Here is a 13,609-nt window from a genome sequence, read left to right as displayed (position 1 = left end):
GACCAACGTCCCTCCCCGGTCTTCCTGGAACACGCTGGTACGGCGGTGAACTGCAACCCAAACTGCAACCCGGGCCCCCTCGTAGGGGCGATGAGGACAGCGTGCCCAGAATTCTTAGCTATCTACTAGCGAATGTGGGCAGGAGTGGCGAGATAGCCGCCGACTCAGCGCCTAACCTGTCCGACAACGATGAGCTTCTGCCGGCCTGGAAGCCCCGTGCAGCGACGGACATCAGCGTCCGACGGGACCATCTTTTCATCGGCCGCGTTTCCGCCAAGCTGAACACGGTCTCCATCAAGAAAGCTCCCGACACCCTTGACGTCCACGCCGCGACGACCATCGACGACTATCGGTTCGGTGCCAGGCGGCCAGATGGGAATGTTGATGCCGTCGCCCGCCTGCAGAACCACACATTTGCTCGCCGCGTGGTAGGCAAGCCGACTCTCGATCCCCACCGCGCCAGTGTCTCCGCCGGTGTGCACCAGGATGACCGGATCACTGCCGATTGCCTGGATCCACCCGGAAGTGGCCGAGCAGGCGGCGACCGCCGAGCAGAGCAGCAGGGCCACGCCCTTTTTCCAATATATGGAAACCATATTCGAGTCCAGATCATCAATACGAGAGAATGGCCCAGTGGCAAAGCTGGACCATTCAGATTACGGCTTTCTGGTCAGCAGGTGGGACGCGTCCATACGTTCCAGGCGGTCCCAAGCCCGTCTGCATCGTTGATGCGGTCAGTGGCGACGAACGTAGTCGTCCCTCCAGTTGCCGAGGTAATTCCCCAGGCGGTATTACCGTACGTCACTGTCTCTTCGCACCGCCGCGGACGCACGCGGTTACCTAGCCGCTTTGCTACCTCAATTGCGCTTGCAGTGGAAGGCACGGCGATCGACCACGAGCTGAGCCGACGGTTTTATAGGCCATGCCTGTTTTCAGCGGTTCACAGTCGTTGACCTGCGGCGACATTTCTCTCCGCATTGACGGCCACCTTGATCATTGCACGCATATTGCATGCCTCCCCCGCACCCGTCAGGATGGCCCGATGCCCCGAACGGATCTTGAGGTGTTCATCGAGTACAGGGTCTACGGGATCGGCGAAGGGGACCTGTCCGTCTTCGACGCCGCGATCCCCTCTTATGACGACGAGAACAACCTCATCAGCATCGGCCAAGGGCAGGCGCTCATCGGCTGCGGTCCGTGCACCGACGTGATACGGCTCACCGTAGAAACCCACGACACTCCACCGCCGCTGGACCTTGACGCCTGGGAAGCCGTCGTGGAGGTCACCTACGACAGCCCCGCCGGAGAGGCGCTCCTCATCGACTGGACCCGGACCGCGGTCGACGACAGCCCCATATTGACCGCCCACGGCCCCGGGAGCTACCGCCTCCGCATCCACGCGCGCGGCAGAGACATGAGATGGGAAGATCTCGTTCCAGAGGAATCCGGCGAAGAACACCTCATCCTGATCTGGCCGGCCCCACCGGCTGACGAGATCATCCACAAGCTAGAAGCCTAGACCAGGCAGCCCTGCCCGAAAGAAAACAAACCCGGTTAGCGACCACAGCTCCTCATGGCCGTTCGTAGTCAGAGGTAGCGGTTTTCAAGAGGGCTGCGTTTCCAGCCAAGGCAGGGCCTCTCATCAGGGCAGGAGCGTCTTTCTTCGTCCCGACCACCGAAGATCATCCCGCGCATATCCCGCAACGGCTATTCATCGACTTCGGTGTACCTGGCACGCTCTCGCAGCCGGCGGAGGCGACGGTCATACTGACCGGCATATGACCTCTCGGCTCTGTCGATCAACCGGTTCTGCGGATCGGAGGAGCTTTCATACAACTCGGTCTCGAACGGATCATGGTCGTACTCGATCAGCCGGGCCAGCGCCTCACGGTCCTGCTCGATGGAACCTCGTGCTCGAATTTGCTCGCGCCACCTCTCCGCACTCACCATGGCTTCATCCACATGGTGACCCTAACCGCGCGCCAGGCGACAGGGCACCTACCCATACCGCATTAGCAGCTCTGATCCTGCCCGTCCCGATCAGTTCCACCTGGACCAACCGGGCTCGGCGGTTCACCTGGAACGGCACTGTATGGCCCTGGATTGCAACTAGAACTGCAACTAGGAACCGGGGGCCACGGACAACATTAGGCTCTCAAACGATCTCCAACGGTTTTCAAACGAGTTCACGGCGCTGTTCTGTAAGGATCACGCCGTCCGCATCCGTCCGCACCAGCCCATGATCGTCCATTCGGGTGACTCCCTCAGTAGCTCTCTCCGTGGCCAGATCACCAGCTACTCCATCCCCGCCAGTCCCACCAAGGGCCAGCGAAAGGGGTGTAGTGATTTTCATAGCCCGCATCAGACGGCTCCTGACCACCCGGAAGCCACGCGAACCCCTCCGTCCCCATCATTCCGTAGTCCTCAACCACGAGCAGGGCACCGCCCTCGATGGGTTCGCTCCAACAGACGTGATAGAGCCCCAGCCACCGGCAGCCCTCATCGGTTTCATCACCTGCGGCGATCGTCTTCGCGTATGCCTGCATGCTCGGTTCGGAGAGCGTGAACCGCACCCACAGCGGGCCGTCCACCGAGAGCGCCACCACCATGCCGAGGAAGACGAGCGGTGCCAGCACCCAGCGGAACCAATGCCGGCGCATAGCCGCCCACCCCATCGCTCGGACCGCTCGGACCGCACGGACGAGCCAATACACGCCCAACGCCACCCAGGCGGGGAACATCAGAAGCACGATGCCGAAATACCAAGAGGTCGCGCTGGCCCCGTAGAGACTGATCAACATCACAACGGCGAGCACAGCGAAGTACCACCGAGACAGCGGCCTATTTTTTCTGGCGTCATGCATGCAGAAATGATCTAGGCCACTCGCGATGCTGACAAGAGGCACTCCCCAGTAAGCGGGGGTCATACCTCGGCGAGAACCTCTCGATCACATGTCGCGGATCAGTGCAGGTGATCACCCCCACCTGTGATCAACGTGTCGGTCGCTCCTGGAAACACGACCGGCGGAAGCCTCCTCTCGGAGCTCGACCGCAGAAGATCATCTGGCAGCTTGCCTTCTGATCCGTAGATCCCCAAACAATGTCCGGGGATGTTCAGGCCAGTTCGCCGGGCAGGTCGCGAACGATCCGTCTGTTCGTATCAATCCGGCTCAGTCCAGGGGCGTGCGGCTTGGTGGCTCCCAAGTTGGCTCCCAGAGTCGGAGTGCCGACGGTTTTACAGCGGACCGCTGCTCTCGACTGTGCTGCGTCCCTGACCTCGTCATACGGACTCCGTCGCGACATTGTCCAAGAAGATCATCGCGCGCATACCCCGCGGTACACCGTAGAGCCGCCCTCAGCAGGACGGCGAGGTGCCCATGCGGAAAGTCGGCAAAGCCACCACCTACTGACAGTCTCAAGGATGCGTTGGCACCCAGTAGCGGCGCTTTTGCCCGGCCATGTCGACGAACCGGCCGCCGTTCGCCTCGATCACCCGCTGGGACGCCGTATTCGTGTCGTCGCACGTCAACAGCGCCTCGGTGATGCCGAGCGAACGGGCAATCGGCAATGCTGCGGCGAGCATCGCGGTCGCATGCCCCTGCCGCCGTACGCTGGGCCGTACGTCGTAGCCGATATGGCCTCCATCCTTCTCCAAGGCCGGAATGAGCCGGTGGCGGATCGCCAACCTACCCAGTAGTCGCTCGCCTTCAGCCCACCACAGCGTCGTCATCGGCACGAACCCGATCGCTCGTGCGGCCGCTTCCTCCCGCTCGCCCAGAACGCGCGTGACATAGGCATCGAAGGCCGACGGGGCATGTAGAGCCTGCGGGTCGACGTCGGTGACGAACCAGGGAACCGGGTAGTCGCGGTCTGCGCGAAACTCGGTCACCGCGGCCAGGAACGACGTCCGCAGTCTGGTAGTTGGATTGATCAGCTCTGGCATCCGACCATGATGCTCGCCCCACATCACACGGTCCAGCCGTTATTCGTCGGACAGCTCCAGCGCGACCTGGTGGTTTCATGCACGTCACGGAGAGATGAGCGCTGGAGGCCGTCCCTGAGTACGCGTCGCCTTTCATCGAGTCTCAACCAATGCTTCGACGCCGGCTCTCCGCTGGAGGTCACCATCCGGGGTGCTGGCCATGTCCTCAGCCGGCCGGACCGTGACCGTCGGATTAGAAGTGGAACGTCACTTCTCAGCCTGTTGGTGCGCTGACCTGCTATCATCCTGCGTGATCTTCCTCGGAGAGGGATGGGCGTTCCGCATATGTGCCGGATCTTGCTTCTGGCCTCCCGGGAATGCGAAGACGGAAAGATTTGCCTCCCAGCGCCTACGAACCGGGTTACTCATGGCGATCATCCCGGAGCCGGAGTGTCCGTCGGAGGCTGGGATTGTCAGGTCCCATAGCTACAGTCGATTTCGTGGCCGATGATCAAACCTCGCTGGAGCGTCTCATTGAACGTGTTCCGCCTCCGAAGGATCCGATTTTGGGGTCAGCCGGCTGGGAGCAGCTGCGTTCCGCTCTGAGTACGGCGCTGCCGTCGGATTACATGAGGTTCCTAGAACGGTACGGCAGCTGTGAGTTCGGTGAGTGGTTGGGGATCACCGATCCTCGGGAGGTGAGTGCCGGCGACATCGCTCAGGACGCCATACGCACGGGGGATGAATACCGCGAGCTTCGGGATGATCACCCTGATATGTATCCTCTGGCGGCCTGGCCAGAGCCCGGTGGCTTCCTGCTGTGGGGTAACACCATCGACGGCGACGACATCGGGTGGCTTACCGAGGGGGAGCCAGACGACTGGCCGGTCATCATCTTGCCCCGCCATTTTGATCAGGGGCCGCCGATCCCGGTGACCATGACAGAGTTCCTACTGAGCTGGTCCATGGGCAATACGTTCGATCGACCTGAACTACCGAATCTGGACGAGGTCCACTGCCGCGCGTGGAGGTGAGTGCTTGCCGATCGGTGCAGCATAGCTATGTGGGCATGATCGAGGGCGGTCACCATGCCGTATGTACAGCTCAGGACGCGATCGTTCAAGATGATCTTACCTGGATCGGTGTGCCTCGATGGTCCGGAGTGGTACCGAGGTGACCTGCAACCCTTGGGCAGGCTCATGAGCAGCCGATGGCTTTACAGCCCGTGACCGTTCTCGCTATCGAGTACACGTTACTAGTTCGGCTCTTGGGCAGCCTCTGCTCCAATGCGCTCAACCGCATCGGGTCCTGGGTGGGCGACATCCGGCACGAACGGATTTTCATGATTATCAATAGAAATCTTGTGAACAAAGTCTGAAGCGATAGCCGGCAAGTCATTGTCAGCAATTAATATCTGGACCGGACTGCCCGGCAAGTCAGCAAGCATGCGAAATCGCCGATATATCCGGTCGGTTAGCGCTTTATCTGCTGATCCCGTTCCAATATTCTTTCGCGGGGAATCTATGACAAGCAGATCTGGAAGATATGTATCGTTGCGAGGGATGCAGTAGGTGATAAGACTGAGATGATATGCCAGATTAACAATTGTTTTCATGCCCCCAGCGACAGATAATTTATCGAAAGGTCGACCATTGACTATTGGTAGATAAGTTTTGGGATCAATGCGAGCGCTTTCATACCAAGGCACCTCTAGGAATCGTACAATCTCATCAAATAGTACACTCAGCTCATTAACGCGCTCACGCCGCGCAGCTAATTGTCCGCGCACGACTTCAATTTGTTCATCCGTTCGCCGGGCATCTTCGGACAAAGCAGCAATGTCACCTTCAAGTTCGCGATACTGATCCCAATATGAGGTCAGTTGCTCGATCATAGTAAGCCGAGCCTCCAAAGTAGCGACCATTGCAGCAGAACTGGCAATGTATTCGAAACGCGGACTTACGAAATCTCGCGTTCGTGCATCGAGTTCCGACCGAAGGCTAGCAACAAGTAACTCCTGGCCGCGAACATGATCATTTAGGCTGACAAGCTGCAATTGATCATCAGCCAAAAGTTCTCTCGTCTCACTGATCTGAGACTCCAGACGGTCGATGGCCTCATTACGCTCAGCAGTAGTGTTGGCTTCATCCGTAGCATCCGGTTGAAGGCACACTAGACAATGATCCGCTGGCACGTCGCGCCCCGATAAGGACTGGAGGCAACGAGGGCAGACTCGGAATTCGATTGGTGCTAAACGTCGTGCCGCAACCATGAGCCGTTCTTGGCGTTGAATATCAACTTCTAGCTGTGCTATAAGAGCACTGCGTCGTGCAATGGCCGCGGAAGCACCATTGGTAGCCTCGCGTATAGCTAATCCTTCCTTGTCGGCAATCCGAATCTCCTCGCGCAACGCATCCTCGGCGACCGACAGCTGTTCAACTTCATTTCGAAGCGAACCTAGCCGTGCCTGGGCATCGCGCCATTCAGCCAACACCTGCTGACGCTCTGCAAGTAGTTGCTGTTCATTGCTAACCGAAGCTTCCTGAAGAAAAGTCTTCACTGTGTTTGCTCGCTCGTGAGCGGCACGTAATGCGTCCGCGAGTTGACCGCGCTGTACTTCTAGGCCGATGAGCTCGGAATTTGTCAGGCCAAATAGAAGTTCGAAAGTCGCACGCCGTTTGGGTTCGCGAACGTATTCAGTATGCCCGACAACGGACCTATCTATCTCGGCTTGCTGGAGATAAACAAATGAAAATATATCGTTAAATGTCAGAGAAGAGGTAGCGCTTGTTGCCTTTGTTCGACTTCGGGTAATCGATAGTGCAGGAATTCCCAGCGCGCGGAGAAGCTGACGTGATAGAGATTCGACAGGAGTACCTTCTCGGGTTGGGAAGGAGCCTATCTGTTCACCACTAGACGCCTCATAGATGTCGACAGTTCGGGCCCTCCCTTGGGTTGCACGCTGAAGGATGAGTTGCCGTTCACCAACTTCGATCTTCAATTGAGCTCGGAGTACATGCTCCTCAATAACCTGAGTTAAGATTGCTGAACCACCGAGCACATGCTTAATAACTTCTAACATTGTGCTCTTACCGGCAGCTACTGGACCAACGATAGCAGTAACAGGCGAGCTCAGCGGGTATGAAAAATCGCCATTGCGAGTGGTAATAATGAGCTCGCGAAGGCGCAAATGAGTTGTCATGACTAGATTTCGTCTCCCCACGGGCGATCGACCACATCAGGCAGAAATTGATATATGAGATCTTTTAGCTGATTGCCTGTTAGATTGAAGTTTTGACGAATCAGCTCCGCTCTCTGAACGGTAATTTGCCATTGAGGCTCTGCCGCTAGATCCTTGGCAAGTTGTCGGCCCAGCCGAGTTAGTTTCACGGCAAGCCCTGAGGAACGGGGAACATACTCCAACAGTTCTCTGCCAACCAACGCTCCCAGGATCGGGTAGTAGCGATCGTCCCATGGTCCATATTTGTAGCGAATCATGCGACTCTCTACTGCGTGCCTCTCGACTTCGGTCGGAGCAGTGTCGCCGGTCCAACTCGCAGCGCCTCCAGGAAGTAACCGCTCCAAAAAATTTGGATACCGTAACAAAAAATCCAGTTTGGCAAGTTTGGTCAACCCATTAAAAGGCCGACTCTGTCCGCGCGTGAAAGTATTAATCAAAATAAGTATCCGAGCCTGATGGTATGCCATTTCGTTCCGCTCTGATGCACGCATTCGCGCATCAAGCTCCCCGGACGGAGATTTAGGAAGCCTCATGGCTCTGCCCGAACTCAAATACTTCGCTAAACCAAATTACACACTCGTCGCAGAGTTCGTAGGCAAGACCGAGCAAATGTAGAGGATCAAGCATCATAGGAGGAACTCTTCCCAGTGCCTCAGGATGCAGCAACTCTCCCAATCGTTGATTCATCGCTGTTCCATATTTTCCAGCGTGGCGCGTTTCGCTTTCAGCGCGAGCTGCCAAGTGGCTTACCCTTATTTTCAGATCTGAGAGCTCCGCCGCATCTCCAGGAAGATCTGTTCGAAGCTCGGCCCATGCTTCTAACCACAGCGATCGTAAGTTTGTCGCGGTGTGGATTGCTGTGGGTCCAAGGCCACCCTCCTGTAATTTGCGCACCAGTCTACTTGCAGGCCTCAGATTTTCGCGATGATTTACAATTGCCTCTGATGTAAGCCGCACACCTTTGGCATGCTTAGTAGTAAGTGCGTTCATGATCTCTTGACGTTTGAGGGTGCGTCGGCCAATTCTTTCGAGTAACTGATTGTCCCAAGAAAGACGGCGAGGATTAGCAATGTATGAAGCTAATGAGCGGTGCTGACTGTCATGGTCACGATTTGCGCGTTGAATTATAGGCAGAATGCTCTCGTAGCACGCCTCTGCATCGGAGCTGTCGCGCCCCATTCGACTCAAGGTTGGACTCATCACTTTCACAATATTGTGTGAGCGGATATATTGCCGATGAGGCAAGCCGTGCTCGATTTGCAGCCGAGCGAGGAAACGTTGCACCTCATTCCGCAATCCTAGAAACACCGGATCTGCTTCGTGGTCCAGGGTGAGCTGGATAGATTTTGCAGCAGAACGACGACTTTTGGGCTTCTTGGATCCATCTGGGGCGTTCGGGTCCAACTTTTGAGACTGCTCAAGGACCATTAGAGCAATCCGACTTGCGTAATCCTCAATAAGTCGCTCATCACGTTGGTTGTTGTCCTGAAAGCGAGCACACGCTTCTGCGAAATCTTGAGCTTCATTGACTCCCAACTTCAGTCCAGCATTAGTGCTTATGCGACAGACTGCACGTTCTCGCACCCGCTGCCACCTACGGAATAAGTGCAATAGGCCTCCTCGATCGCATAGCTCTGCGAAGGACCAAGGACCCTTTTGCGGTTCACGATGCTTGACCGAAACAAGCTCTATGCTTTGATCCTTATAAAGGATAATGTAATCTTCATGCCACTCGCAAATGACGCTCTCGATGTTATCTTCTACGAGCATTGCTATGCATACCGCGATTATGCATTCACATTGGTAATGAAAGCGGGACTGGGTGAGCGCCCCGGCATCCTCCTCTGGCTCGCCTAGATCGGTTAGCCAGTCGGGCTCCACGGCGGTCCGCCTCTCAGTTGAAATCCGGGCCCTACTACCTACGTCAGGAAACGGACCCACGGAGTAGACCGTGTGGGGGGACGGTTTCGTTACCGATTTCTGAAGATCTTTTCAGACGTATGCCCTAAAAAGGTACTTAAGGGGATTTATCACTCGCGGGGAGAAAAATTCTGTGAATATCTGAGCTGGTTGCTTCCATGTAGCTCCCGGAGCGCTTGGGGACGCAGCTTCTGGGTGTGTAAGCGTCCGACCATTCGCTTAGGCGATGGAGGAGTCTCGCCCTACAGGGATTAGATGGCGGAAGCAGAGCTCAAGGGCTGCGTGGGCGGTAGGGAGGTAACTTGGGTAACTCGGCAGGTGGAACCCTGGTTGGGAGCCGACGCGCTCATGCCCGTTGAGCCAGGGCTGAGGGACGAAGCCCTGGCTCGGCGATCGCCCCCAACCCGATACGGCGCCGAAGCACCGCCAGGCGATCGTGAGAGTCAGAGTGGTACGGCGGCGCGTTGCACAGGTCGGCGCATCACATTGGTTACGGTGGGCGGGCGGTGCGGCTACGGCCCGGGCGCCGCCGGCCGGGACCGGCCCCCAGGCCGCATGCCCGGGCGGCGGGCGGCGGAGGGCCGGGTACGGCGGCGCGGCGCGCCGCCGCTTGATCCCCTATAAGAACAATTCGGCAACTCGCTCAGGCGTCTTCGTCTTCGTCGTCCTGGTTCTGCTGCTCGTGCTTGTTCTTGTCCGCCCCCGACTGTGCTTTCCGGCCCAGGTCGTCCTGGGCGCTCGGGCTGTTCGGGTTCCTCGACACGGTGGACATGATGCGCGCCTTGGCGTCCTGGTCCCATGGAGTGTGTTTGCTCATGTTTCGGACGTACCCGGGACGGCGCAATTCTTTCGGCAACGCATCAACCAGCTCGACGCCGCGAAGTGCCGGCACTTCGTAAACGGCATCGGGCCGCCTAGGCGATCTGCTCTTGGTCCTCGTCGACCAGCGGCTCTGTTCTTTTCGGCACTCGCCCGTTGGGCTGTGGCGTTGCGGGCCTGGACCGGCCGAAGAGCCGCAGCCCGGCCCGTGAACGCCAGCGGCCCGCCAGGGCCGCCTTGACCCTGTAGAGATAGTTGTCGCGGTTCAAGATCAGGAGCTTTGGCTGCCTGCTCTTCGCGAGAATCCTCATGATCTGCGGATCAGTGTTTCCCCAGGTCGGGACTAGAGAACTGCTCCTGCCATGTGAGGTTGGCGATCCTCGTGCCGGTTGCCGATCTTGAAAGAATGGTTGCCTGAACCGATGTTCTCCGGCAAGAACATCGCGCGTCTGCTGGAGTTGAAGCGCCGCTACGACCCGGACGGCGTTTTCACCGCCACGCCCCTGCCCGAAGCCGCACCCGCATGATCCGGTGACCGTCGGCGGTCGCGCCCATATGAACCGTGATCCTGCCCGATCGGACGAGACCGTGCCGGAGGCGGGGCTCATCTCCCTGGGGCGGCAAGGGGCCGGTCAGGCCTGGACGACCACCACCATCTTGCCGCCGGCCTCGCCGGCCTCCATGACGCGATGCGCCTCGCGTATCTCCTCGAAGCCGAACACCCGCGACGGCTTCGCCCTGAGGCGGCCGGCCGCCACCTGCTCCGCGATTTCCTGGAGCGGCACGTCGGAGAGCGGGAAACCGGGGGTCCCGAATACGAAGCTGCCGAAGAAGGTCAGGTAGACGCCGCTGGCCATCTGCAGCAGCGGGTTGAAGTCGGCGATCGGGTCGAGACCGCCCAGCCAGCCGGCCAGGCAGGCGCGACCGCCCCGGCGCAGCATCGCGAGGGAGTCGAGGATGGTGCTGTTGCCCACGAGATCGAGCACGGCGTCGATCCGCTTGGCCTCGGCGATCCGCTGGGAGAGCTCCGGCCCCTCCAACTCGGCGCGGCCGGTGCCGAGCTTCTCCAGCAGGGCGAAACTCTCCCGGTGGCGAGTGGTGGCGATGACCCGTGCGCCGGCGTTCACCGCGAGGTTGACCGCGGCCTGGCCGAAGGAGGAGGTCGCGCCCCGGATGACCAAGGTCTGTCCCTCGGCGATCTCCAGGTTGCGGAACAGGCAGGTCCAGGCGGTGGCGTAGGTCTCCGGGATCGCGGCGAGCTCTGCCCAGGGCAGATCGGACTCGATGAGCGCCACGTTCGACGCCGGCGCCCGGGTGTATTCGGCGTAACTGCCGTTGACGGTACGGCCGAGGCCGCCCATCAGCGCCGCGACCTTGGCGCCGGCCGGGAACTCGCCGCCGGGCGCGGATTTCACCAGCCCGACGCACTCGATGCCGCTCACCTCCGCGGCCTCGGCCCACTCACCTCTGCGCATGTGCATCTCGGCGTGGTTGAGGCCGAACGCCCTGATCTCGATGACGACATGACCGGCCATGGGTTCGGGCTCCGGCAGTTCCCTGTAGACGAGGCTGTCCGGTCCGCCGAATTTCTCGATGACGATGGCACGCATCACGGCTCCAGATGGATAGGCGGCGGGCTCGTTCGACAACGGCGGACGCCGCGGTTTTGTGGGCCGGTTGGGATTTCAGCCGGAGAGGGACTCACCGATCGCCGGGATCTCCTCTGCGCCGCGACAACGTCGTGTCGTGTGCCCTTCTGTCCTTTCTTGCCCCCTGGAGCCGACTCTAATGACGGGTCGAGCGACCCGGACCCTTCCGCCTGATCGGCCGGCTCGTGGCGGGCGGAACCGATGGGCCGGGTCGTCGCCGGGGGAGCGGCTCACGGCGCCTCCGGGACGAGATGCCGTTCATCCGCCGAGGACGGAGAACGGTGTTCCACCGGCCGGGGCGCTCCGGCCGGTGGAACGGGCGGTCAGGTCCGGGATTCGAGTGCCGCCAGCTCGCGCTCGACGGCGCGCTGGTGCTCCTCGGCGTCCTCACGCGCCCGGCGAGGACTCCAGCGCCCGGCCATGGCGAAGATGAACGGCAAGAAGACGATCTGACCTCCCAGGCACACCCACCACCAGATCTGCCACTGGCCAGGCCCCTCCTGCGCGGCCTTCTGAACCTCGGCGCCGTGCTCCCGCAGAATCTTGAGCTGCGGCTGGGCCTGCTGGACGACGGCGAGCTCGGCGACGCCCACCTCCTGGGCCGCCTGGGCCGCGAGCTCGGGCGGAACGGAGCCCGCCGGATGCTTGGCCAGCTCGGCGAAGAGCTGAGGATGGGCGTTCACGATGGACAGCGCCGGGCCCGCCTGCGCCTGCGCGGCCTGTACCTCGGCTCCGTGCTCCACGAGCGGGGTCACGGAGGTCACCACGAGCGGCACGAACGCCGCCGAGACGGCCACGACGATGCGCAGGATCCATCCCCACACGGCGAGCCCGGTCGCGGTGGCGGCGGGGTTGTGCTTCTCGACGGTCTCGGTGAAGCCCGCCATCCAGGGGGCGTACGTCAGGCCGCCGAAGATTCCGATGCCGACGAACAGCCAGGCGAAGGTGTCGTACGCCGTGTCCGGTTGGGTGGCGAGCATCGCGAAGATCGCGGTGACGACCACCGAGCCGACACCGCCGACGAGCATCAGCGGCTTGCGGACGCGGAGCCGGTCCGACAGCAGCCCGGCCAGGATGAGCGCGATGGCGTTCGCCGCCCAGTACCAGTTGGCGAGCCCGTTGGTGCGCTGCTCGCTGTAGCCGAACGTCGCGGAGAAGTAGATGACGAAGTTGCCGACCGCCGCGTAGTACAGCAGCAGGTAGACGCTGATGGCGAAGGCCGAGCCGACCACGTCCAGCCGGAACATCTGCCGCCAGTGGCCGGTGAGCCGCTGCTCGGGGTCGATGCCCCGCGCGCGTGCCTCGATCAGGGCGCGGTCGCGCATGCTGACCATGACCTGGTCGCGCAGCCGGGGCGACAGCTCGCGCAGGCCGAACAGCGCGATGACGAACACCACCAGGGCGCTGATCCCGGAGTAGCGGAGCTCGTCCTGCCAGGTTGAGGTGTCAAGCGTCGCGCTGGTGACGGTCGTGACGACGAGGCTTCCGATGACCGGGCCCATCGTCCAGTAGCCCATGGCGGTGGCGCGACCGAGCTGAGGGGAGAAGTCGCGGATCAGGGCCGGGGTGGCGACCAGGACGATGCCCTCGACGAAGCTGAGCCCGGCGAACAGCAGCAGGTAGACGGTCTTGTTCGGAGCGTGGGGGAGGACGAGGACCAGGATGCCGGCGACCAGCAGGCCGTACACGACCAGGTTCGCGCGGCCCCAGCGGTCGGCGAGCCCGGCGACCAGGGACGCGAACGCCCCGACCACGTTGCCCACCACCGACAGCAGGATGAAGTAGCCGAACGTCATCCGGTAGTGCGTGATGATCGACGTCGCGACGGCGTACTGGATGTAGAGCAGGTAGTACAGGACGATCGTGGTGACGACCACGATCGCGAGGTAGGCGTAGCGGCGGCTCGACTCCGGGTAGTGCGCGAGGTCACGGTGCCACAGCCGGGCCAGGAGACCGGGTGCGGCGCTGCCGTCGCGTGGCGGGGCACCGTCTTCGGCGGAGGGGGAAACGGTCATGTGCGGACTCCTCTGGGCGGTCTCCCCCGAGAATTGGTCCTAA

At 60.6% G+C, this 13,609-nt stretch carries 14 protein-coding genes; 3 read left to right on the top strand and 11 right to left on the bottom strand.

The annotated features are described in order from the left end of the window. Positions 1-164 precede the first annotated feature (164 nt). Positions 165-569 carry a hypothetical protein gene (locus tag DKM19_RS24835; RefSeq protein WP_110698817.1) on the bottom strand — a complete coding sequence of 135 codons (405 nt, stop codon included), beginning with the start codon at positions 567-569 and terminating at the stop codon, positions 165-167. Positions 570-1,063: 494 nt separating this feature from the next. Here DKM19_RS24835 and DKM19_RS24830 point away from each other — a divergent pair, with 494 nt between their 5' ends. Continuing rightward, complete coding sequence (locus tag DKM19_RS24830; RefSeq protein ID WP_162641720.1) at positions 1,064-1,519, top strand: hypothetical protein; 456 nt, start codon at positions 1,064-1,066, stop codon at positions 1,517-1,519. Positions 1,520-1,707: 188 nt separating this feature from the next. Here DKM19_RS24830 and DKM19_RS24825 read toward each other — a convergent pair whose 3' ends face one another. The 3 genes from DKM19_RS24825 to DKM19_RS24815 form a co-directional block, all read right to left on the bottom strand. Next, positions 1,708-1,962 (bottom strand): hypothetical protein, encoded by a 255-nt coding sequence (locus DKM19_RS24825; protein ID WP_204358998.1) that lies wholly within the window; start codon positions 1,960-1,962, stop codon positions 1,708-1,710. A 326-nt stretch (positions 1,963-2,288) separates the two neighbouring features. Then, a complete protein-coding gene (locus DKM19_RS24820) occupies positions 2,289-2,816 on the bottom strand; it encodes a hypothetical protein (protein ID WP_110698814.1) in 528 nt (175 codons plus the stop codon). 599 nt (positions 2,817-3,415) lie between these two features. Continuing rightward, the gene (locus DKM19_RS24815) at positions 3,416-3,943 is read right to left on the bottom strand and encodes a GNAT family N-acetyltransferase (RefSeq protein ID WP_110705955.1); all 528 of its coding nucleotides are present in this window, start codon (positions 3,941-3,943) and stop codon (positions 3,416-3,418) included. Between the two features lie 479 nt (positions 3,944-4,422). Between DKM19_RS24815 and DKM19_RS24810 the strand changes: the two genes are divergently transcribed. Continuing rightward, a complete protein-coding gene (locus DKM19_RS24810) occupies positions 4,423-4,956 on the top strand; it encodes an SMI1/KNR4 family protein (protein ID WP_162641718.1) in 534 nt (177 codons plus the stop codon). A 221-nt stretch (positions 4,957-5,177) separates the two neighbouring features. Here DKM19_RS24810 and DKM19_RS24805 read toward each other — a convergent pair whose 3' ends face one another. From DKM19_RS24805 to DKM19_RS24790, 5 genes are all read right to left on the bottom strand, one after another. Beyond that, positions 5,178-7,124 (bottom strand): AAA family ATPase, encoded by a 1,947-nt coding sequence (locus DKM19_RS24805; RefSeq protein WP_110705954.1) that lies wholly within the window; start codon positions 7,122-7,124, stop codon positions 5,178-5,180. 2 nt (positions 7,125-7,126) lie between these two features. Continuing rightward, a complete protein-coding gene (locus DKM19_RS50840; protein WP_204358997.1) occupies positions 7,127-7,420 on the bottom strand; it encodes a hypothetical protein in 294 nt (97 codons plus the stop codon). A gap of 262 nt (positions 7,421-7,682) precedes the next feature. Then, a complete protein-coding gene (locus tag DKM19_RS24795; protein ID WP_162641717.1) occupies positions 7,683-9,044 on the bottom strand; it encodes a dsDNA nuclease domain-containing protein in 1,362 nt (453 codons plus the stop codon). A gap of 682 nt (positions 9,045-9,726) precedes the next feature. Next, positions 9,727-9,900, bottom strand: a complete 174-nt coding sequence (locus DKM19_RS49715) for a hypothetical protein (RefSeq protein WP_162641716.1) — start codon at positions 9,898-9,900, stop codon at positions 9,727-9,729. Between the two features lie 97 nt (positions 9,901-9,997). Next, positions 9,998-10,213 (bottom strand): hypothetical protein, encoded by a 216-nt coding sequence (locus DKM19_RS24790; protein ID WP_110698810.1) that lies wholly within the window; start codon positions 10,211-10,213, stop codon positions 9,998-10,000. A gap of 99 nt (positions 10,214-10,312) precedes the next feature. Between DKM19_RS24790 and DKM19_RS24785 the strand changes: the two genes are divergently transcribed. Beyond that, positions 10,313-10,429, top strand: coding sequence for a BBE domain-containing protein (locus tag DKM19_RS24785; protein ID WP_204358996.1), 117 nt, complete (start codon positions 10,313-10,315; stop codon positions 10,427-10,429). Positions 10,430-10,534: 105 nt separating this feature from the next. Here DKM19_RS24785 and DKM19_RS24780 read toward each other — a convergent pair whose 3' ends face one another. Further along, positions 10,535-11,512 (bottom strand): zinc-binding alcohol dehydrogenase family protein, encoded by a 978-nt coding sequence (locus DKM19_RS24780; protein WP_110698808.1) that lies wholly within the window; start codon positions 11,510-11,512, stop codon positions 10,535-10,537. Positions 11,513-11,874: 362 nt separating this feature from the next. Then, positions 11,875-13,566, bottom strand: coding sequence for an MFS transporter (locus DKM19_RS24775; protein ID WP_110698807.1), 1,692 nt, complete (start codon positions 13,564-13,566; stop codon positions 11,875-11,877). Positions 13,567-13,609: the final 43 nt, after the last annotated feature.

The sequence above is a fragment of the Streptosporangium sp. 'caverna' genome (assembly GCF_003203775.1).
Taxonomy (GTDB): domain Bacteria; phylum Actinomycetota; class Actinomycetes; order Streptosporangiales; family Streptosporangiaceae; genus Streptosporangium; species Streptosporangium subroseum.
The sequence above is the reverse complement of the archived record's forward strand: the minus strand, read 5'-3'. Positions and strand labels throughout refer to the sequence as shown.

Coding starts and splice junctions, on each gene's coding strand:
- DKM19_RS24815 (WP_110705955.1), bottom strand. CDS start 3,943: ATGCCAGAGCTGATCAATCCAACTACCAGACTGCGGACGTCGTTCCTG.
- DKM19_RS24805 (WP_110705954.1), bottom strand. CDS start 7,124: ATGACAACTCATTTGCGCCTTCGCGAGCTCATTATTACCACTCGCAAT.
- DKM19_RS50840 (WP_204358997.1), bottom strand. CDS start 7,420: ATGATTCGCTACAAATATGGACCATGGGACGATCGCTACTACCCGATC.
- DKM19_RS49715 (WP_162641716.1), bottom strand. CDS start 9,900: ATGAGCAAACACACTCCATGGGACCAGGACGCCAAGGCGCGCATCATG.
- DKM19_RS24790 (WP_110698810.1), bottom strand. CDS start 10,213: ATGAGGATTCTCGCGAAGAGCAGGCAGCCAAAGCTCCTGATCTTGAAC.
- DKM19_RS24780 (WP_110698808.1), bottom strand. CDS start 11,512: ATGCGTGCCATCGTCATCGAGAAATTCGGCGGACCGGACAGCCTCGTC.
- DKM19_RS24775 (WP_110698807.1), bottom strand. CDS start 13,566: ATGACCGTTTCCCCCTCCGCCGAAGACGGTGCCCCGCCACGCGACGGC.